Source organism: Daeguia caeni, from assembly GCF_042653845.1.
GTDB classification, from domain to species: Bacteria; Pseudomonadota; Alphaproteobacteria; order Rhizobiales; family Rhizobiaceae; genus Brucella; species Brucella caeni.
The window spans coordinates 173,564-191,049 of the sequence record NZ_JBHSEL010000053.1 but is presented as its reverse complement, the minus strand read 5'-3'; the positions used below and the strand labels follow the sequence as shown (position 1 = coordinate 191,049).

Sequence of the window (17,486 nt, the reverse complement as noted above, 5' to 3'; positions counted from 1 at the left end):
ATGGGCGCTCCTGCAGAACCACGTCCGCATAACAATGCGCCGCGCACGGCCAACAAGCGCGGCGCGGCCCGTCTTGCCGCCGTTCAGGCGCTGTACCAGATGGATGTTGCCGGCACGGGCGTGATGGAAATCGTGGCTGAATATGAAGCCTTCCGTCTCGGCAAGGAAGTGGATGGAACGCAATACCTCGATGCTGATCCGCAATGGTTTCGCGCCATTGTCGCGGGCGTTGTCGATGCCCAGCTCAAGCTTGATCCGCTGATCCATCAGGCATTGACGGAAGACTGGCCCCTGTCACGTCTGGACTCGACGCTGCGTGCCATTCTGCGCGCCGGCGCATGGGAGCTGAAAAGCCGCAAGGATGTGCCGACTGCGGTCATCGTTTCGGAATATGTCGATATCGCCAAGGCCTTCTATTCGGATGATGAGCCGAAGCTCGTCAATGCGGTGCTTGACCGTATCGCCTTTGTCGTTCGCGGTGAAAGCCGCAATGCCAGGCTGCGTCCGAAAGGCTGAGTTTTCCTGTTTTCTGACATGAGGGATGGCTGTGAGAAATCACAGCCATTTTGCATTGTATGGCGGCAAGAACCGCTTGACCTTTATTAAACCGTTTCGCATGCTGCCCATGCGGCATTGAGAATGCTGAAATGCGTGACATTGCGTTGTCCTGACCAGAGGCAATGTCCATGACAGACTAACCGTTGAAGCCCGGTTCCGCTTTTGGCTTCAGGCACTTCGATGCCGCTCTTCTATGATCCGGGAGGGGGTTCGGATCAGATTCCACGCGTGGACTGCCGACGACCGCTATGCGGCCGCCGTTGGTTACGCAAGCTCATGGGAGTTGGCTTTATGGAAGCTGGAGTGTCTGTTCTTCTGCTCGTCATTGTCTGTGGCGTGTTATCTGTTCTTTATGCAATCTGGGCGACACGATCGGTTCTGGCAGCCGATCAGGGGACGAGCCGCATGCAGGAGATTGCGGGCGCGATCCGGGAGGGCGCGCAGGCCTATCTCGCCCGACAATATTCAACCATTGCCATTGTCGGGATTGTTGTCTTTCTGCTGGCCTGGTTGCTGTTGTCGCTGACGGCAGCAATCGGCTTCCTGATTGGGGCGGTCCTGTCGGGCATTACCGGCTTTATCGGCATGAATGTGTCGGTGCGTGCCAATGTGCGCACGGCGCAGGCAGCCTCGCTCAGTCTTGCCGATGGTCTGGAGCTCGCCTTCAGGTCAGGCGCCATTACCGGCCTTCTGGTGGCCGGTCTCGCACTTCTTGGCGTGTCGGTCTATTATTTCGTGCTGACTGTCTGTCTTGGTTATGCGCCATCTGATCGTGTGGTCATTGACGCATTGGTGGCACTTGGCTTTGGCGCATCGCTGATTTCGATCTTTGCGCGTCTGGGCGGTGGCATTTTCACCAAGGGTGCGGATGTCGGTGGTGATCTGGTCGGCAAGGTGGAAGCAGGTATTCCGGAGGACGATCCTCGCAATCCGGCAACCATTGCCGATAATGTCGGCGATAATGTCGGTGACTGTGCCGGCATGGCGGCAGACCTGTTCGAGACCTATGCGGTGACCGTGGTTGCGACCATGGTTCTGGCGGCGATCTTCTTCGGCGCCTCGCCAATGCTTGCCACCATCATGCTTTATCCGCTGATGATTGGGGGAGCCTGCGTGATCACCTCGATTGCAGGCACATTTTTTGTCAAGCTTGGTGTCAATGGTTCGATCATGGGGGCGCTCTACAAGGGGCTGATCGCAACCGGCCTTCTGTCCATCCTTGGTCTGGCGGTTGCCAATATGCTCACCATTGGCTGGGGTGAGATCGGCATTGTTGCAGGCCAGAGCATTACCGGGGCCAGTCTCTTCATCTGCGGACTGATTGGTCTGATCGTTACCGGGCTGATCGTGCTGATTACCGAATATTACACCGGAACCAACAAGCGTCCGGTCAATTCGATCGCGCAGGCTTCCGTCACCGGCCACGGCACCAATGTCATTCAGGGCCTTGCCGTTTCGCTTGAATCAACCGCACTGCCTGCCATCGTCATCGTTGGCGGCATCATCACCACCTATCAGCTTGCCGGTCTGTTCGGTACGGCAATTGCTGTCACCGCCATGCTGGGCATTGCCGGCATGATTGTCGCGCTAGATGCCTTCGGTCCGGTCACGGACAATGCCGGCGGCATTGCCGAAATGGCGGGGCTTGATCCGGAGGTGCGCAAGTCAACCGACGCGCTTGATGCGGTGGGCAATACGACCAAGGCCGTCACCAAGGGCTATGCCATCGGTTCGGCAGGTCTTGGCGCGCTGGTGCTGTTTGCGGCCTATTCCAACGATCTGGCCTATTTTGCGGCCAATGGCGAAACCTATCCCTATTTCGCCAATATGGGGCCGGTGTCGTTTGAACTGTCCAACCCTTATGTGGTGGCAGGGCTCATCTTCGGCAGTCTCATTCCCTATCTCTTTGGCGGTATAGCGATGACGGCGGTAGGTCGCGCCGGCGGTTCGGTGGTCGAGGAAGTGCGCCGTCAGTTCAGGGAAAAGCCTGGCATCATGACCGGGGCGGAGCGTCCGGATTATGCGCGCGCAGTTGACCTTCTTACCCGCGCGGCCATTCGTGAAATGATCCTTCCCTCGCTTCTGCCGGTGCTGGCGCCGCTGGTGGTCTATTTCGGCGTTCTGCTGTTTTCCGGTTCCAAGGCGGCAGCCTTTGCAGCGCTTGGCGCTTCACTGCTTGGCGTAATCATCAACGGGCTGTTTGTTGCCATTTCCATGACGTCGGGCGGCGGCGCATGGGATAACGCCAAGAAAAGCTTTGAGGATGGTTTTACCGACAAGGACGGGGTGAAACATCTGAAAGGCTCCGAGGCGCACAAGGCGTCCGTCACCGGTGATACGGTGGGCGATCCTTACAAGGATACGGCCGGGCCAGCTGTCAATCCGGCGATCAAGATCACCAATATTGTGGCGCTGCTGCTGCTTGCCATTCTGGCACATCTGGCTTGAATGGAGTGACCTGCAAAAGAAAACCCGCCGAAAGGCGGGTTTTCTTGTGAACTGACGGAGCGATCAGATGCCGGGGCCGGCTGATGGCGCCAGCGATGTTGGCGCTTTCGAGACACCCTGAATGATCTGGCCAAGGAAGGTCTGATCCTTGCCGCCGGTTGGCGTCGTGCGGGTGATATAATCGAAGATCTTGCCATCCTTCAGGCCGTAATTGGCAATCTGTGCAACCTTGCCGTCCTTGTCGAAATAGATGGCAAGGATGGTACGATCAATGACTTTCGGCTTCATGAACGCCGCCGCACGATAGCTCTTCTGCGAAATATAGTAGAAGACTTCATTGTCGAAGGTTGCAGTCGTGGATGGCGTACCCATGGCAAGAAGCACCTGTTCACGGCTGGAGCCGACGGGGATCGAGGCCAAAGCTTCCTGGTCAATGATATAGCCTTCCGTCAGTGTTTCAGACGGATTGAGCGTTGAAGCTGTGTTGCATCCGGCCAGTGCGGCCGAAAAGAGAATTACCGTGCTTGCGAGGAGTGTGCGCTGTTTGTATGCGCTCGTTAAAAATCGCTGCAACAAGGACCTCTCCATAATTGAATATCAGCGCGGCACTTTCGCCGTCTCAAGAACTTCGGTAAACCACCTTGCTCCCAGATGCAACTCATACGGTCAAACAGATATGATTCTTCGATTATTTCGTCGCAAGTCGAAAGCAAATGAGGCCATCTGTCTTCGTGCCTACGAAGCGATCGTGGCGGCGGCGCGGCAAAAAACATTTTATGCACATTTTCTGGTGCCAGATACACCACTTGGCCGTTATGAGATGCTTTCCCTGCATATATTCTTGGTGCTTCACCGGATGAAGGGGCGTGGCCCGTCCTTGCAGGCCTTGGCGCAGGATATAGCGGACGAGTTCTTCAAGGATGTCGATCATTCCTTGCGCGAGCTTGGAATTGGCGATCAGGGTGTGCCAAAACGCATGAAAAAACTGGCGCGGATGTTTTATGGTCGTGTGCAGGCCTATGAGCGCGCGCTTGATTTCGCTGATAGGGATGGGCTTGCCGAGGCATTGACCCGCAATATTCGTCCCGATCTGGCTTTTTGGCCTTATGCTGCTTATCTCGCTGATTATATGTGTCGCTGCCGTGACCGTTTGAACGAGATTGATGATATGGCATTGGCCGCAGGTGAAATTGAATTTTACGATGCCGCGCGAATCGTGTCCGCGTCGGATCCGGCTGAGCAAGAAGCCGAAGGAGAAAAGATCAATGACTGACAAGCCGGCGCTGACCTATCCTGTTCCGGTTCTTCATCTTCCGCAAAAGGGTGTGATCGTCAAAATTGGCACGGATGAAAAGGAACGTGCGGCATTGGCGAGGACGCATGGACTGGAAGCCGTCAATGCATTCGATGCGGAATTCCTCGTAACACCCTGGAAAAGGGATGGAATTCGTGTCCGAGGCAAGATTGCGGCCGAGATTGTTCAGGCCTGTGTGGTCACGCTTGAGCCGCTGATCAACAGGATTGAGGAAGAGGTGGATACGATTTTCGTGCCTGAAAATTCGCGACTGGCGCGCATTCAGCTTGATGAAAGCGGGGAAATGCTGCTTGATGCGGATGGAGATGATATTCCGGAAACATTTGCCGGTGACCGGATTGATGTTGGTGCGGTGGCGGAAGAATTTTTCGAACTGGCGATTGATCCATATCCACGCAAGCCCGGCTTGCCGGAGGAAACGGCACCGCTTACCTTCGGCGATGACGAGAACAAGCCTGAAAGCCCATTCGCAAAACTGGCGCAATTGCGCGATAAGACGTGAAATGATGTGATTTGGCAGAAATTGGTTGTGCGACGATACAAAACCATTATTTTCGCGGAAAACCATCTGGCACATACGAGGGATGGCTCCGGACTGCATAGGAATAATCAAGAGTGATCAAGATTTCGATTGACGCCATGGGCGGCGATTTCGGCCCTGAAGTTGTCATCCCCGGCGCAGCGAAGGCGTTTGAACGCCATCCAGATATTCGCTTTCTCTTTTATGGTTTGCCTGAACAGGTTGAACCGGTACTGGCTCGTTATCCAAAACTGGCAGCTGCTTCCGAATTTCGCCCAAGCCTCATGGCGGTCAAGATGGACGACAAGCCAAGCCAGGCCTTGCGCTCTGGCCGCGGCAAGTCTTCCATGTGGCAGGCCATTGAAGCGGTCAAGACGGGGGATGCTGATGCCTGTGTTTCGGCGGGCAATACTGGCGCGCTAATGGCGATGTCGAAATTCTGCCTGCGCATGATGGCGGATGTGGAGCGTCCGGCCATTGCCGGTATCTGGCCGACCTTGCGCGGCGAAAGCATCGTGCTCGACATTGGCGCAACGATTGGCGCGGATGCGCGTCAGCTGGTCGATTATGCCGTCATGGGGGCAGGCATGGCGCGCGCGCTGTTTGAAGTGCGCAAGCCGACGGTTGGTCTGCTCAATGTGGGTACGGAAGAGGTCAAGGGCCTTGATGAAATCAAGGAAGCCGGCCAGATCCTGCGCGACACGCCGCTTGATGGTCTTGAATATGTTGGCTTTGTCGAAGGCAATGATATAGGCAAGGGCACGGTTGATGTTGTCGTGACGGAAGGCTTTACCGGCAATATTGCACTCAAGACGGCAGAAGGCACGGCGCGTCAGATCGCCGAACTGCTGAAACAGGCAATGAGCCGCACGCTGCTTGCAAAGATCGGCTATGTTTTCGCAAAAGGCGCCTTTGATCGCCTGCGCGAAAAGATGGATCCGAACAAGGTCAATGGCGGCGTTTTCCTGGGCCTCAGCGGCATTGTCATCAAGAGCCATGGCGGCGCCAATGCCGATGGTTTCTGCTCTGCAGTGGAAGTGGGGTACGACATGGTGCGTAACCGGCTTCTGGAAAAAATCGAGGCCGATCTGGCGCATTTCCATCAAAGCCATCCCCATGTTCATCCACATGAGAACAGTGCTGCGGTCAAATGATTGATATTCTGTATTATTTGATGATACGGAGCATCAGCACAATTTTTAGGCCGTAGATTTCCGGATGCGAGCCTATAATCAAGACAGGATATTGACGATGATACGATCCGTCGTACGTGGTATTGGTGCAGCGCTGCCGAAGCGGGTGATGAAAAATGCCGACTTCGAAGGCGTAGTCGACACTTCTGACGAATGGATCGTTCAGCGGACAGGTATCCGTCAGCGCCACATTGCCGGTGAAGGCGAAACCACGGTTTCGCTGGGGGCGGCGGCTGCGCGCGCAGCGCTTGAAAATGCCGGCCTGCAGCCATCCGATATTGATTTGATCGTGCTTGCCACCTCTACGCCAAATCATACGTTCCCGGCCAGTGCGGTGGAAATCCAGCGTGAGCTTGGCATCACCAAGGGGTTTGCCTTTGATTTGCAGGCGGTATGCTCCGGTTTCATCTATGCCCTTACCACGGCTGATCTCTATATTCGCGGCGGTATGGCGCAGCGTGTCCTGGTGATCGGCTCGGAAACCTTCTCGCGCATTCTGGATTGGAAGGATCGCACAACCTGCGTTCTGTTCGGGGATGGGGCAGGCGCACTGGTGCTTGAGGCAGCCGAAGGCAAGGGGCTGACCTCTGATCGGGGCGTTCTGGCAGCCAATCTGCGTTCTGATGGCTCGCACAAGGAAAAGCTCTATGTCGATGGTGGTCCATCCACGAATCAGCAGGTTGGGCATTTGCGCATGGAAGGCCGTGAAGTGTTCAAACATGCAGTCGGCATGATCACCGATGTGATAGAGGCCTCCTTTGCGGAGACCGGTCTGGGATCGGAGGATATTGACTGGTTCGTGCCGCACCAGGCCAACAAGCGTATTATTGATGCATCCGCCAAGAAGCTAAATATTGCCGAAGAAAAGGTGGTCATCACGGTTGATCAGCATGGCAATACATCCGCAGCTTCCGTGCCGCTTGCCCTTGCAACTGCCGTCGCTGATGGCCGCGTCAAGCAGGGTGATCTTGTGCTGCTGGAAGCAATGGGTGGCGGATTTACCTGGGGGGCGGTGCTTCTTCGCTGGTAAGTTGCAAAAATGATTAGCTGCAATTGAACTGTTGGCTTGACCAAGCCGCTTTTATCTGTGTAACGTCCTGTCATGTAAAGATATTATCTGTTTCAACGCTAACCAGGCAGGTTCGGTTATGGGAGGCAAAACGGTCACGCGGGCTGATTTGGCAGAGGCAGTATATCGTAAGGTAGGGCTGTCCAGGACTGAGTCCGCTGCACTAGTCGAGATGATCCTCGATGAAGTCTGTGATGCGATCGTCAATGGCGAAACGGTAAAGCTGTCATCCTTTGCGACGTTCCAGGTTCGCGACAAGAATGAGCGTATCGGCCGTAACCCCAAGACGGGTGAAGAAGTGCCGATTTTGCCGCGCCGGGTCATGACGTTCAAGGCTTCGAATGTACTCAAGCAGCGTATTCTGGCGGAGCACAAGAAGCGTGCAGCTCAAAACAAGAAGTCCTGACCAGAAATGCCGTTGATGACGGCATTTTTCATCTGAGCCTGGGCCAGGCTCGACATCTCATGTGTTTCTCGAATGCGGCGGGCTGGCCGTTGTGGTGTGACAGGCATGCTGCGGTGTGGGTTCTCTGTCTGACCTGTGGCTGAGTGTATTTCTGCCATCAGTGTATTTCTGCCGTCATTGTCGGTGCGATTTCTTCCACGATCTCGGGCTGTTCTGATCCCTCCCGAAGGGATGACGTCTTGCTGCAGCCCCTTGCTGCAGCGCGTGCAAAGCCTGTCTGTATGGACACGCAGTCGCCAGAATTTCTGCCATTTCATCAAGCATTGGGGCAGGATGTGCATAAGACCGCATTATATTATAATGACAGGCAACTATTTGATTCGCTGGTGTTATGCGTTTGTTGCAATTTCCGACTTTTCCAGAAGTGAGCGATGTGAAAAAAATAAATCAGCGTTTGTGATGATTCCTCTCGTATTCGGGGGCATGCGAGAATGGCCGGTCATTTCATTTGCGTGCGGAGCGGATGGCGATCAATGAACCGGCATAGAGGCGTAAGCCGAATGAAGGCGCATTGAAGTCGCAACAACAGGATGAACGACTCTACAGGTCGTTCTCGTTGAAAGGGCAGATGGATGGACAAGAGCCCCGATGCTTACAGGACGATCAGCGAGGTCGCGGAATGTCTCGACCTGCCGCAGCATGTGCTTCGTTTTTGGGAAACGCGTTTTACACAGATCAAGCCGCTGAAGCGCGGTGGTGGACGGCGTTATTATCGGCCGATCGACGTTGAACTGCTTAAAGGTATCCGTCACCTGCTTTACGATCAGGGCTATACGATCAAAGGCGTGCAGCGCCTTTTGCGTGAGAACAATACGCAATTCATCATTGCGCTGGGCAATGGTGATGTGCAGGCCATAGAGGCCATCACGCGACAAAAGCAGGCAACAGCCGAAAAACAGGCGGCAGAAGAACGCTCTGAGAGCGAATTGGCGCTGCCGGGCGGCATCAAGCCGGCACAACCTGCGCGCAAACTGTTTGGTCTGTTGCGCGGCGAGGATGATGGTCCGGTCGGGGCGGATGGCAAACGCCCGTCCAAGGACAACCGCTCCCTGCTGCAGGAGGCATTGTTCGATTTGCTGGAATGCAAGCGCCTGCTGGATCAGGTGCGATAGGATGAGGGAGGCGAAAGCCTCCCTTTCGTTTCAGCCAGAAGTCGCTTAACTGGACGACAGTTTCAGGCCGGCAATGCCGGCAAGGATGAGCAAGGCGCTCATGATGCGGGAAAAGGTTGCCGCTTCTCCAAGCACGACAATGCCGAGCACCAGGGCGCCCAGGGCACCAATGCCGGTCCACACCGCATAGGCTGTGCCAAGTGGCAGATTGCGCATGGCAATGGCCAGCAGGGCGAAGCTTGCAATCATGCTGATGAGGGTAATGATGCTCGGAACGAGCAGGCTGAAGCCTTCGGACTTTTTCATATAGAACGACCATACGACTTCAAGAAGGCCGGCAATAGCCAGATAAATCCATGCCATTTTGATTTCCTGTCTGGAAAATAGTTTCAAGAATGGTGACGCAAAAAGGTCGCAGCATTCTGCAATGCAGAATGGCACATTCATCGATCAGTTTTCGGGATTGGTTCGCTTGCCATCGGTCACAGGATACCTCTCATGGGGCCGTCCCCGATGCAAACCAGGATGCAGGTCGTCCTGCATGAGCTTAACTTACAGATCAAGACAATATTTTCAATCGCTGACAGACTGATATTGTAAAAATAATCGGGATTAGGGGGAGAATCCTTATCCTGCATTACATTGCATCGCATTCACGGCCATGACATGAAGACGGGAGGTAGGTCCATGCGCGTTTCAAGACGGCACTTTATTGCAACCACGACTGTCGCCGGTGCTGGGCTGCTCATGCCGCAGCGGGCAGGAGCGGAAGGTTCTGCCGCGGCAAATGGCGACAAGGTGCGCAAGGGCGCAGTCGAAAATCCCGGCTTTTTCCGGTTCATGCTGGGGGACCTGGAAATTACCACACTGAGTGATGGCAGGCGTTCCGCAAACAATCCGGAAAAGATCTATGGTATCGATCAGGATCCCAAGGTGGTTGCAGCCTTGCTGGAGGAAAATCTCCTGCCAACTGGTCATTTGGTGAATGGTTTCACGCCCGTGCTGATCAGGACGGGCGGGGAGCTGATCCTGTTTGATACCGGGCTTGGCGCGGGCGCGCGTGATGCGGGGCAGGGTAGACTGATCGAACAGCTGAAGGCTTCCGGCGTCATGCCGGAGGATGTGACGCTGGTGGCGCTCACGCATTTTCATGGTGATCACATTGGCGGCCTGATGGAAAATGACCGGCCAAGTTTTCCCAATGCGCGTTATGCCTTCGGCCGGAAGGAATTTGATTTCTGGACAGATCCGGCACGGCTCGACAGTCCGCAGAAAAACAATGCCGCCCTTGTGGCCAAAAATGTGAAGCCGCTGGCCGACAAGGCGGTCTTTCTTGATGACAGGGCAGAGCTTGTGCCGGGCATTCAGGCGCTGGCCGCCTATGGCCACACACCAGGACACCTCATTTTCCGCGTCACTGCATCCGATGGCAGAACGCTGATGCTGACGGGCGATACGGTCAATCATTTTGTGCTGAGCCTGCAGCGGCCGGATTGGCATGTCGCCTTCGACATGGATAAGGAAATGGCCGCGCAAACACGCAAGCGCGTGCTGGACATGATCGCCACGGATCGCTTGCCCTTTATAGGCTATCACATGCCATTCCCGGCCCTGGCCTATGTGCAGAAGAATGGCGATTCCTATCGCTATGTGCCGGAAACCTATCAGTTGCGTGAAATCTAGGCACCTCCTGCATTGCTTTCTGTCGCATCAGGCGGGAAGCAATGTCTGTTCCCCGTGGCTAGGCAAGCTTTACGCATGGCTGTGGTTTTTCATAAAGTTTATCGAGTTGCCATATTCGGCTGCTAGGAGGGGGCAGTCAGTCCCTTTTGCTGCAACGCTTGGAAGGATAGCCGATGCGCTACGCAATCTATTTCACTCCGCCGCCGAATGATGCGCTGACCATGATTGCCGCCAACTGGCTTGGACGCGATGCATTCAGCGGGGCGAATGTCAAATTGCCATCACTGCGCGCGATTGAGGGACTTGATATTGCAGCGCTTACCGAAGAGCCGCGACGCTATGGTTTTCATGCCACGCTGAAAGCGCCATTCCGTCTTGCGGAAGGCAAGAGCGAAGGCGAGCTTCTGTCAGCCTTGCTGCATTTTTCCGCCTCGATCACGCCATTCACGATTCCGCGTCTGGTGATCCGGCGGCTTGGTGATTTCTTTGCCCTTGTGCCCGATGCGCCGGTATCGGAGCTCAATCAGCTGGCCAATGATGTTGTTGTTGCCTTTGACCGATTCCGGGCGCCGCTCAATGCGGTAGAGACTGCGCGTAGAAAGCCGGAAAAACTGACCGAGAACCAGCGCCATCTCCTGGAACGCTGGGGATATCCTTATGTCTTTGATGCGTTCCGCTTTCACATGACACTGACGGGTGCCGTGTCGGAAAAGGATCAGGATCTGGTGGAACGGCAATTGGCGGCCTTTTTCGCTCCCGTGCTCGATGAGCCGGTGGAAGTGGGCAATATTGCCCTGTTTGTCGAGCAGGAGCCAGGTGCACCGTTCGAGGTTCATTCCCTGCATCCGCTATCGGCTGGCGTACCTGTGAGCCAAAGGGTAAAGCCGCAGCATATCAGCGACTAGAGCGTTTCGGGCCTTCACGGAAATGCTGATTACTTCAACATGTTGTTTTTCCGTAGTTCCGGACGGAAAAACCGGTTTCATTTTTTATGGAATTACTTTTCGCTTTTCCGCCGCGGAGGCAGAGGCTGTCAATTGCCCGAATGCTGTGGCAGGATGAAACGACTATGAAGGGGATTGGTGGCGATCCCGGCAGGATTCGAACCTGCGACCATCGGCTTAGAAGGCCGGTGCTCTATCCAGCTGAGCTACGGGACCAGTTGGATGGCGGTTTTGCCGCCATCAGCATGCAGACAGACGATCAATGCGTCCAGGGTTGCGTGCGGTCGTGACGGAAATTGTCCGAATAGGACACCTTGCGACGCTTTGGTTCATGCGGTTCGAAAACGGTGTAGGGAATGAGGTTGCGAACCGCGTAGGCCACGGCATCTTCCTTGCTGTCAAAGAAAATGCGGATCTGGCTCTTCATATCGCTCGTTGAGGTATAGCCCATCAATGGCTCAACCTTGCGCGCCTTTTCCGGTTCATATTCCAAAAGCCACTTCTCGGTCTTGGCCTTGCCGGACTGCATTGCAGTCTTTGCTGGACGATAGATGCGAGCAACCATTTTGACGAACCTTGCGCTGTACTTACCTTGCCTTGTAGGCAAATCCACGTTTGGCAATAGTAGACAGGAATGGCTGTGTCAACGCGATAAAATCGCTCGTAACAAGCCACTTGCGTGTAAAATATAACAGTCGAATTCCGGGAAGAAAATGGTCGGAGCGGCAGGATTCGAACCTGCGACCCCCTGATCCCAAATCAGGTGCGCTACCAGACTGCGCTACGCTCCGTGTCCCATCGGACGCTGATTTCCCTAGAGAATTCGTTTTGCTAAAGCAAGGGGAAATTTCACCAAGTGGATAATTTTTCTGAGTTTATGCCGGTGAAGGCTGAAAAGCCGGTATTTCCAGCCTGAAAGGCAGAAAGGATCCGTGCAGCCGCCGGGGCAGAAATGGCTGCCATCATGCCGGGTGGTCTTGTTGATTCTCGATGCAATGGCGGCAGGCTGCTTCTGCAGTCCCATGAATATATGCGCAATCTGCCACCTGCATCTTGTCGTTGTGATTCCGGCACTCATGTCCGCCATGATGTGGGAGGCGAAAATTTCTGGATTTTCAGATGGAGGACTGGCCTGTTTTCCGCCTGCCTTTCGAACCTGTTCTTCAGGCCGCTGTTTTCATTATGATTTTAAAAGACTGCAGCGGACTGAATTATTTTGAAGCAATTTATATTAAAAATAGCCAGCTTATCCTTATCAATCATCTGCCGATCGTTCTGGACTTCCATTGTTGAAGTAGATGCTAATGGAGGTTTTTATGAAATTGATTTTATTACGGTTGGTATGATGGTCGCAACGACGAGTGCCGTCATGGTTTGGCAGCCATGCCACAACAGATGGCAATGGTGCAGTCTGTGGCCAGAAATCAGTTGGGTATTTTGTCCTGTTGCCAGGAGAAAGGCTATATTGACGGAGAGGCCGTGGAAATTCAGGCCAAGATGCCTGACCATGGTGCCGGCTCCTGACAACAAGATGGCGGCAGATGCAGCAGAAATGGTCGGCAAGAACGGCATGCTTCTGTGATGGGCTTGGAAATGAAGCTTGCTGACACGGCAAGGGAACAGGGCGTTGATGAAGCGCAGCTCTGCAAGACCATGGCGGATCTGGTCAGGCAGGTCGGCGCAAACATGCCGAAATAGACCACGGCGCATCAGGCCTGTATATGGGATGGAGAGCGGCTGCATTGGTTTCAGATTAGTGCAGCCGTCCTTCATGATTGGTAACTGCAAGGTCGGCACGCAAAACGCCAGACGCTAAATCAGTATCATCAGGAACAGTAAAAGTATTTGCAGGGTTAATATGGCAAGGCTGATGTGATAATGTATTCTTATATTTTCACGGCGCGAGAAATAGATAAATATTCCCGCTGATATTACACAGATCGACAGCTCGATATAGGTGTCGGAATCAACATTGCCGAGCGTGCAGTCAATCAGAGCGGAATTGAATCCGTTGAGGATAAAAAGCGCATAGAACCACTTTTTGATGCGCATGAAATAAGTATCAAAGTTGCCATCATAGCTGTCGCCCTGCGGCGTGATTAATGCCGTCAGAAAGTAAAAGCCAAAAGCATACAGGATTGACGCTATGTAATAAGCAAAGGAAATATTGGTGAATTCAGCATCGTCAATAATATCCCACCACCAGTTGATGATGAAAATCGAAAAGGTGATGATCCATGAAATCTGCAGGCGGCTTGGCTTGTGATCATCCTGAAACTGAATGAACTTGGCCGCCTCGATCGCTATGCGCGACATGCTCAGGCTGACAAACATGGCCATCAGAATGCGGATATGGAAAAAATATTCGATGGCAGAATTGGGTATCTCATCCGGCAACATAAGCACACCTGAACGGGTTGTAATTCGTCTGAGAATTGCACCATGATTGCATTGCTTGATCATAAGCGATCAAGTTTATTTCTCATGGTGTGAAATATTGTAACCTATCTATTTTTATATACTGAACAACATTTTGATTGTTCCTGTTGCCATTTGTGTGATTGTGGATGTCTGACGTGATTGTTCTTCCATCGGTCTGGCGCATCTGTTTCGTCGGTCGTTTTGCCGCTTGTGACTGTCTTCGCCGCATGACAAGCTGAAATCCAATGAGGGATCAGCATGATTGAGTCGCCCTGTATCAATGTCTGCAGCATTAAGCCGCCCTATGACTGGTGCAGGGGGTGCGCGCGGACAATTGACGAGATTGCGCGTTGGGCGAGCCTGTCTGATCAGGAGCGTCAGGCCGTCCTGCAAAGGCTGCCAGATAGAAAGACCTTGATGGAGCAGACATTCAACTTGCGGGGTGGCATGTGATGCAGCGTCTGCTCTGGATACTTCTGGCGGCAATCGCCTTGCTGCTGGTCATTCTGGTGTCGAATGGCAATGCCCCCCTGTTCGGCTTGCCGAGCGATTCGATTGCTGAAACCGCTTATCTGGGCATGTGGGGTGGGGTGATTGCCGCTGGCCTGCTTGGCTCTGGCATTAGGCTTGGCAATTTCATCCGCAACATGTTGATCTGGCTTGCAATTATTGCCGGCCTGATGGTCGGCTATCATTATTTTCATTCAGGACTGGTGTAAGTCAGGCCGCGTTTGCGCGCGCTTCCTCAATTGCCGCATAGGCAGTGCGCAAAACGGCACTGTTTGCGCCTTGGCGTGTGGCGTCAGTAGATAGGATTTGCCGCCAGCGACGTGCGCCGGGCTGACCATTGAACAAGCCAACCATGTGGCGGGTGACATGCGACAGCCGGCCGCCAGAGGCAATGTGGCGATCCGCATAGGCGCACATGGCCTCGATGATGACATCCATGCTCATGGGCTGTCGGTCATCGGCATAAAACAGCCTATCCACATCAGCAAGCATTTCAGGATTATGATAGGCAGCACGACCGACCATCACGCCATCCACCTGTTGCAGATGGGATTGAACCGCTTCAAGCGTGGTGATGCCGCCATTAATGCCGACGAAAATGTCGCCTAGGCGCTGTTTCAGGCGATGGACACGCGGATAGTCCAGGGGAGGGATGTCGCGGTTTTCCTTGGGTGACAGGCCTTGCAGCCAAGCCTTGCGGGCATGAACCCACAGCCCATCGGTGCCTGCATCGAGAACCAGATCGGCAAGTCTGTCGAGGGCGATTTCCGTATCCTGATCATCAACGCCAATACGGCATTTAACCGTTACGGGTATTGCGACGGCTTTTTTCATGGCCTCGACGCAGCGCGCCACCAGTTCCGGCGTCTGCATGAGACAAGCGCCAAAGGTACCCGATTGCACGCGATCGGATGGGCAACCAACATTGAGATTGATTTCATCATAACCGAAGTCGGCGCCAATTCTGGCAGCTTCGCTGAGCTTGGCGGGATCTGAACCGCCAAGCTGCAGGGCAATGGGATGTTCGCTCGTATCAAAACCCAACAGCCGTTCGCGCGGGCCATGAATGGCGGCGTCAGCAACCACCATTTCGGTATAAAGAAGGGCATTTCTGGAAAACAGGCGATGAAAATAGCGGCAATGCCTGTCCGTCCAGTCAAGCATGGGCGCCACGGCAAAACGTGGCTGCCTGCCGATCTGTGTGCCGTTCATAGGGTGATGATAGCCTATATTCATCTTTGCCGAGCTGTTATTGCCGCAGATCGCTCCGGATAAGCCTGCATTCGCTGTAACACGATATTTTATCGCTTCGTACAGGAAGAAGGCGTCTTCCAAAGGTCGTGTGGCTGTATCACAAGCCGCTCTTTGGTTCAAAGCCGGAATGGATGGGCAGCCGGCAATAAAGAGGGCGATGAGGCATGTGGGAATTTACAATGCATGACGGCCAGGCGGATGGCCTCCTGGAGGGCAGGCACAGGGCTTTAAAACAAAAGGACGCTTATTGACGGGAACAAGGCCAATTCCTGTTGAGGCGGCCAACCTTTTCTGCAATATGGCCGATGGGGGTTCTGATGCATATCACTCGTCTGCTGCATACCGCAAATTTCTGGAAGGCACATAAGGCGGTCAACCGGGACAAAAGCTGGGCCGAAGTTCTCCCGATATTTTTCTTTCACCGTGATGGTGTTCTTGCAATTCAACGGCTGACCAATCGTTGGACGCGGATTTTTGGCTTGTCCAGAGTCGACATTTACAAGGGCATCATCAAGCATGAGATCTGGTCACATGAACGTATTGGCCAGACCTTGGTCGATATGCAGAAGCAAAGTGATGCGAAGAAAGCCGGACAGGTTGTGCTGACCGATGAAAAGCCGCGCTATCTCGAAGGCCCGCTGGTTGTTGTGCAAACCCAGGGACGCGCCTTCATTATCGATGGTCGCCGTCGGGCAAATGTCTGGCGTACCAAGGAAGGAAACTATCCGGTCATCATCATTTCCGCATAGAAGATGATGACATGCGCTGCTATCACAGCCAGTGAACGGGCGCTCATTCTTTTGCTGAAAGCATAATTCGGGAGAAGCTTTTCCTGCGCAATCATGCCTGTCTGAATGAAAAGACGGTGAGTAACCGTTGTGGCTTAAACGGTCAGGCCAGCCAGTGGTTGCGGCGGCTTTGACGAACTCCATGAAATTGGCGAGCGGTTCATCATGACATATGGCGTACCGTCTGGACCGTACGCCATTTACAACAGGGTGTCAGGGCATATGCGGTTTTGTCCGTGCATGTCTTGTGTTTGTCGTTTGAGCGGTTCTCTGCAAGCGCAATGATATCCATTGCCGGTTTTCAAAAACCGGATTTGAATCTGATTTGCAGGGTCAAGGGATCCCAAACAGCAAATTGTCACTGCGATCCTGCTGATTCAACAAAGGGACTGGCAATATATCGCTATGTCGCGTCGCAATACGCTATGCAGACAGGCTGACATCCTCCTGTCAGCCTAATGTCACCTCGTGGCAGTCATGTGTTGATGAATTCAGTCTCGTGCCTGAAAGCCAGACATGATTCGCCTGATAAACCTGACGATTGCACAGGATGCATAGAGAACAAAACCGTAGTCTCTGCCGCAGTTGTAAGGGAAGAACAGGATTAAATTTCAGAAAGGAAATGGTGGGTGATGTAGGGATCGAACCTACGACCCGCTGATTAAGAGTCAGCTGCTCTACCAACTGAGCTAATCACCCACTCGCTTACCAAGGCAGCGGCCTCAGTGAAGTGAGCGGGGATATAGCGATGTCTTTTTCGCCTGTCCAGCCTTCTGTTGCGGAATTTTGGAAAAAAAATCACACAGGTTTAAAAAATCCCGGAAAACCGGGATTCTTGCCTGTGATTTTTTGTGTTGTGCGGCAAGATCACATGACAGGAAAGACCTTGCCGCTGGCAATTCTGTCAGGAAGCGAGAATCAGGTCTGCCAAAATCCATCGTTTGGGTGAATCTGTGCCGCTGAGAAGATGAGGGACAACAGACGAGCATCTTACGGGCGGGTACAGGCTTGTGGATGGGGTGAAAGCCCGTTTTCGTGCGGAGTGGTGGTTGCGGAAACGCTAAAGTGTACTATCGTGATAGTCGTAAATTTATAATTCTTGATTGTCGGCGATTGGCATATAAAAGACTAGATTGGTTGTTAACTGTTCCGCATCATGGGAATTGATAACGGTACAATTAACATATTGGTGAAGGCATGATGGT

General features: G+C 53.6%; 22 protein-coding genes and 3 tRNA genes. 15 read left to right on the top strand and 10 right to left on the bottom strand.

The window, feature by feature from the left end; translation table 11 throughout:
- Together nusB and ACFO1V_RS08840 are read left to right on the top strand one after the other, a co-directional pair.
- Window positions 1-516 (top strand): transcription antitermination factor NusB, encoded by a 516-nt coding sequence (gene nusB, locus ACFO1V_RS08845; protein WP_374829316.1) that lies wholly within the window; start codon window positions 1-3, stop codon window positions 514-516.
- 333 nt (window positions 517-849) lie between these two features.
- Window positions 850-3,006 (top strand): sodium-translocating pyrophosphatase, encoded by a 2,157-nt coding sequence (locus ACFO1V_RS08840; RefSeq protein ID WP_374829318.1) that lies wholly within the window; start codon window positions 850-852, stop codon window positions 3,004-3,006.
- Between the two features lie 63 nt (window positions 3,007-3,069).
- On the opposite strand, the gene ACFO1V_RS08835 is transcribed toward ACFO1V_RS08840, so the two are convergent.
- On the bottom strand, window positions 3,070-3,582 hold the full coding sequence (locus tag ACFO1V_RS08835) for an outer membrane protein assembly factor BamE (protein WP_374829320.1): 513 nt from the start codon (window positions 3,580-3,582) through the stop codon (window positions 3,070-3,072).
- A gap of 100 nt (window positions 3,583-3,682) precedes the next feature.
- Between ACFO1V_RS08835 and ACFO1V_RS08830 the strand changes: the two genes are divergently transcribed.
- From ACFO1V_RS08830 to ACFO1V_RS08805, 6 genes are all read left to right on the top strand, one after another.
- Complete coding sequence (locus ACFO1V_RS08830) at window positions 3,683-4,279, top strand: ubiquinol-cytochrome C chaperone family protein (RefSeq protein ID WP_374829664.1); 597 nt, start codon at window positions 3,683-3,685, stop codon at window positions 4,277-4,279.
- Window positions 4,272-4,823 (top strand): YceD family protein, encoded by a 552-nt coding sequence (locus ACFO1V_RS08825; protein WP_374829322.1) that lies wholly within the window; start codon window positions 4,272-4,274, stop codon window positions 4,821-4,823. Before ACFO1V_RS08830 ends, ACFO1V_RS08825 begins: the two co-directional genes overlap by 8 nt.
- A gap of 113 nt (window positions 4,824-4,936) precedes the next feature.
- The gene (gene plsX / locus ACFO1V_RS08820) at window positions 4,937-5,995 is read left to right on the top strand and encodes a phosphate acyltransferase PlsX (RefSeq protein ID WP_374829324.1); all 1,059 of its coding nucleotides are present in this window, start codon (window positions 4,937-4,939) and stop codon (window positions 5,993-5,995) included.
- A gap of 97 nt (window positions 5,996-6,092) precedes the next feature.
- The gene (locus ACFO1V_RS08815; RefSeq protein ID WP_374829326.1) at window positions 6,093-7,064 is read left to right on the top strand and encodes a beta-ketoacyl-ACP synthase III; all 972 of its coding nucleotides are present in this window, start codon (window positions 6,093-6,095) and stop codon (window positions 7,062-7,064) included.
- Between the two features lie 118 nt (window positions 7,065-7,182).
- The gene (locus ACFO1V_RS08810; protein ID WP_374829328.1) at window positions 7,183-7,509 is read left to right on the top strand and encodes an integration host factor subunit alpha; all 327 of its coding nucleotides are present in this window, start codon (window positions 7,183-7,185) and stop codon (window positions 7,507-7,509) included.
- A 632-nt stretch (window positions 7,510-8,141) separates the two neighbouring features.
- Window positions 8,142-8,681 (top strand): MerR family transcriptional regulator, encoded by a 540-nt coding sequence (locus tag ACFO1V_RS08805; protein ID WP_374829330.1) that lies wholly within the window; start codon window positions 8,142-8,144, stop codon window positions 8,679-8,681.
- Window positions 8,682-8,726: 45 nt separating this feature from the next.
- Here the strand turns inward: ACFO1V_RS08805 and sugE are convergent, their stop codons facing one another.
- On the bottom strand, window positions 8,727-9,044 hold the full coding sequence (sugE, locus tag ACFO1V_RS08800; protein WP_374829332.1) for a quaternary ammonium compound efflux SMR transporter SugE: 318 nt from the start codon (window positions 9,042-9,044) through the stop codon (window positions 8,727-8,729).
- A 324-nt stretch (window positions 9,045-9,368) separates the two neighbouring features.
- Here sugE and ACFO1V_RS08795 point away from each other — a divergent pair, with 324 nt between their 5' ends.
- Both ACFO1V_RS08795 and ACFO1V_RS08790 read left to right on the top strand, forming a co-directional pair.
- A complete protein-coding gene (locus ACFO1V_RS08795) occupies window positions 9,369-10,364 on the top strand; it encodes an MBL fold metallo-hydrolase (protein WP_374829334.1) in 996 nt (331 codons plus the stop codon).
- Window positions 10,365-10,537: 173 nt separating this feature from the next.
- Window positions 10,538-11,269, top strand: a complete 732-nt coding sequence (locus tag ACFO1V_RS08790) for a DUF1045 domain-containing protein (protein WP_374829336.1) — start codon at window positions 10,538-10,540, stop codon at window positions 11,267-11,269.
- Window positions 11,270-11,447: 178 nt separating this feature from the next.
- On the opposite strand, the gene ACFO1V_RS08785 is transcribed toward ACFO1V_RS08790, so the two are convergent.
- From ACFO1V_RS08785 to ACFO1V_RS08770, 4 genes are all read right to left on the bottom strand, one after another.
- Window positions 11,448-11,524, bottom strand: a tRNA-Arg gene (locus ACFO1V_RS08785).
- Window positions 11,525-11,567: 43 nt separating this feature from the next.
- Window positions 11,568-11,873, bottom strand: coding sequence for an ETC complex I subunit (locus ACFO1V_RS08780; protein WP_374829338.1), 306 nt, complete (start codon window positions 11,871-11,873; stop codon window positions 11,568-11,570).
- A gap of 149 nt (window positions 11,874-12,022) precedes the next feature.
- Window positions 12,023-12,099 (bottom strand) — tRNA-Pro (locus tag ACFO1V_RS08775).
- A gap of 23 nt (window positions 12,100-12,122) precedes the next feature.
- The gene (locus ACFO1V_RS08770) at window positions 12,123-12,332 is read right to left on the bottom strand and encodes a hypothetical protein (protein WP_374829340.1); all 210 of its coding nucleotides are present in this window, start codon (window positions 12,330-12,332) and stop codon (window positions 12,123-12,125) included.
- Window positions 12,333-12,427: 95 nt separating this feature from the next.
- Between ACFO1V_RS08770 and ACFO1V_RS08765 the strand changes: the two genes are divergently transcribed.
- Complete coding sequence (locus ACFO1V_RS08765; protein ID WP_374829342.1) at window positions 12,428-12,601, top strand: hypothetical protein; 174 nt, start codon at window positions 12,428-12,430, stop codon at window positions 12,599-12,601.
- Window positions 12,602-12,622: 21 nt separating this feature from the next.
- Here ACFO1V_RS08765 and ACFO1V_RS08760 read toward each other — a convergent pair whose 3' ends face one another.
- Together ACFO1V_RS08760 and ACFO1V_RS08755 are read right to left on the bottom strand one after the other, a co-directional pair.
- Entirely contained in the window at window positions 12,623-13,081 is a 459-nt protein-coding gene (locus ACFO1V_RS08760; RefSeq protein WP_380075074.1) for a hypothetical protein, read from the bottom strand.
- Window positions 13,082-13,120: 39 nt separating this feature from the next.
- Window positions 13,121-13,771, bottom strand: a complete 651-nt coding sequence (locus ACFO1V_RS08755) for a hypothetical protein (protein ID WP_374829346.1) — start codon at window positions 13,769-13,771, stop codon at window positions 13,121-13,123.
- A gap of 216 nt (window positions 13,772-13,987) precedes the next feature.
- Between ACFO1V_RS08755 and ACFO1V_RS08750 the strand changes: the two genes are divergently transcribed.
- Both ACFO1V_RS08750 and ACFO1V_RS08745 read left to right on the top strand, forming a co-directional pair.
- Window positions 13,988-14,182, top strand: coding sequence for a DUF1289 domain-containing protein (locus tag ACFO1V_RS08750; protein WP_374829348.1), 195 nt, complete (start codon window positions 13,988-13,990; stop codon window positions 14,180-14,182).
- Window positions 14,182-14,448 (top strand): hypothetical protein, encoded by a 267-nt coding sequence (locus ACFO1V_RS08745; RefSeq protein WP_374829350.1) that lies wholly within the window; start codon window positions 14,182-14,184, stop codon window positions 14,446-14,448. The genes ACFO1V_RS08750 and ACFO1V_RS08745 overlap by 1 nt, the downstream gene beginning before the upstream one ends.
- A gap of 1 nt (window position 14,449) precedes the next feature.
- Here the strand turns inward: ACFO1V_RS08745 and dusA are convergent, their stop codons facing one another.
- On the bottom strand, window positions 14,450-15,451 hold the full coding sequence (gene dusA / locus ACFO1V_RS08740; RefSeq protein ID WP_374829352.1) for a tRNA dihydrouridine(20/20a) synthase DusA: 1,002 nt from the start codon (window positions 15,449-15,451) through the stop codon (window positions 14,450-14,452).
- A 521-nt stretch (window positions 15,452-15,972) separates the two neighbouring features.
- Here dusA and ACFO1V_RS08735 point away from each other — a divergent pair.
- Window positions 15,973-16,242, top strand: coding sequence for a hypothetical protein (locus ACFO1V_RS08735; RefSeq protein WP_374829354.1), 270 nt, complete (start codon window positions 15,973-15,975; stop codon window positions 16,240-16,242).
- 662 nt (window positions 16,243-16,904) lie between these two features.
- On the opposite strand, the gene ACFO1V_RS08730 is transcribed toward ACFO1V_RS08735, so the two are convergent.
- Window positions 16,905-16,980, bottom strand: a tRNA-Lys gene (locus tag ACFO1V_RS08730).
- A gap of 49 nt (window positions 16,981-17,029) precedes the next feature.
- Between ACFO1V_RS08730 and ACFO1V_RS08725 the strand changes: the two genes are divergently transcribed.
- Window positions 17,030-17,230 carry a hypothetical protein gene (locus tag ACFO1V_RS08725; RefSeq protein ID WP_374829356.1) on the top strand — a complete coding sequence of 67 codons (201 nt, stop codon included), beginning with the start codon at window positions 17,030-17,032 and terminating at the stop codon, window positions 17,228-17,230.
- Window positions 17,231-17,486: the final 256 nt, after the last annotated feature.

Coding starts and splice junctions, on each gene's coding strand:
- nusB (WP_374829316.1), top strand. CDS start 1: ATGGGCGCTCCTGCAGAACCACGTCCGCATAACAATGCGCCGCGCACG.
- ACFO1V_RS08840 (WP_374829318.1), top strand. CDS start 850: ATGGAAGCTGGAGTGTCTGTTCTTCTGCTCGTCATTGTCTGTGGCGTG.
- ACFO1V_RS08830 (WP_374829664.1), top strand. CDS start 3,683: ATGATTCTTCGATTATTTCGTCGCAAGTCGAAAGCAAATGAGGCCATC.
- ACFO1V_RS08825 (WP_374829322.1), top strand. CDS start 4,272: ATGACTGACAAGCCGGCGCTGACCTATCCTGTTCCGGTTCTTCATCTT.
- ACFO1V_RS08815 (WP_374829326.1), top strand. CDS start 6,093: ATGATACGATCCGTCGTACGTGGTATTGGTGCAGCGCTGCCGAAGCGG.
- ACFO1V_RS08810 (WP_374829328.1), top strand. CDS start 7,183: ATGGGAGGCAAAACGGTCACGCGGGCTGATTTGGCAGAGGCAGTATAT.
- ACFO1V_RS08805 (WP_374829330.1), top strand. CDS start 8,142: ATGGACAAGAGCCCCGATGCTTACAGGACGATCAGCGAGGTCGCGGAA.
- sugE (WP_374829332.1), bottom strand. CDS start 9,044: ATGGCATGGATTTATCTGGCTATTGCCGGCCTTCTTGAAGTCGTATGG.
- ACFO1V_RS08795 (WP_374829334.1), top strand. CDS start 9,369: ATGCGCGTTTCAAGACGGCACTTTATTGCAACCACGACTGTCGCCGGT.
- ACFO1V_RS08790 (WP_374829336.1), top strand. CDS start 10,538: ATGCGCTACGCAATCTATTTCACTCCGCCGCCGAATGATGCGCTGACC.
- ACFO1V_RS08780 (WP_374829338.1), bottom strand. CDS start 11,873: ATGGTTGCTCGCATCTATCGTCCAGCAAAGACTGCAATGCAGTCCGGC.
- ACFO1V_RS08770 (WP_374829340.1), bottom strand. CDS start 12,332: ATGGGACTGCAGAAGCAGCCTGCCGCCATTGCATCGAGAATCAACAAG.
- ACFO1V_RS08765 (WP_374829342.1), top strand. CDS start 12,428: ATGGAGGACTGGCCTGTTTTCCGCCTGCCTTTCGAACCTGTTCTTCAG.
- ACFO1V_RS08760 (WP_380075074.1), bottom strand. CDS start 13,081: ATGAAGGACGGCTGCACTAATCTGAAACCAATGCAGCCGCTCTCCATC.
- ACFO1V_RS08755 (WP_374829346.1), bottom strand. CDS start 13,771: ATGATCAAGCAATGCAATCATGGTGCAATTCTCAGACGAATTACAACC.
- ACFO1V_RS08750 (WP_374829348.1), top strand. CDS start 13,988: ATGATTGAGTCGCCCTGTATCAATGTCTGCAGCATTAAGCCGCCCTAT.
- ACFO1V_RS08745 (WP_374829350.1), top strand. CDS start 14,182: ATGCAGCGTCTGCTCTGGATACTTCTGGCGGCAATCGCCTTGCTGCTG.
- dusA (WP_374829352.1), bottom strand. CDS start 15,451: ATGAACGGCACACAGATCGGCAGGCAGCCACGTTTTGCCGTGGCGCCC.
- ACFO1V_RS08725 (WP_374829356.1), top strand. CDS start 17,030: ATGTCTTTTTCGCCTGTCCAGCCTTCTGTTGCGGAATTTTGGAAAAAA.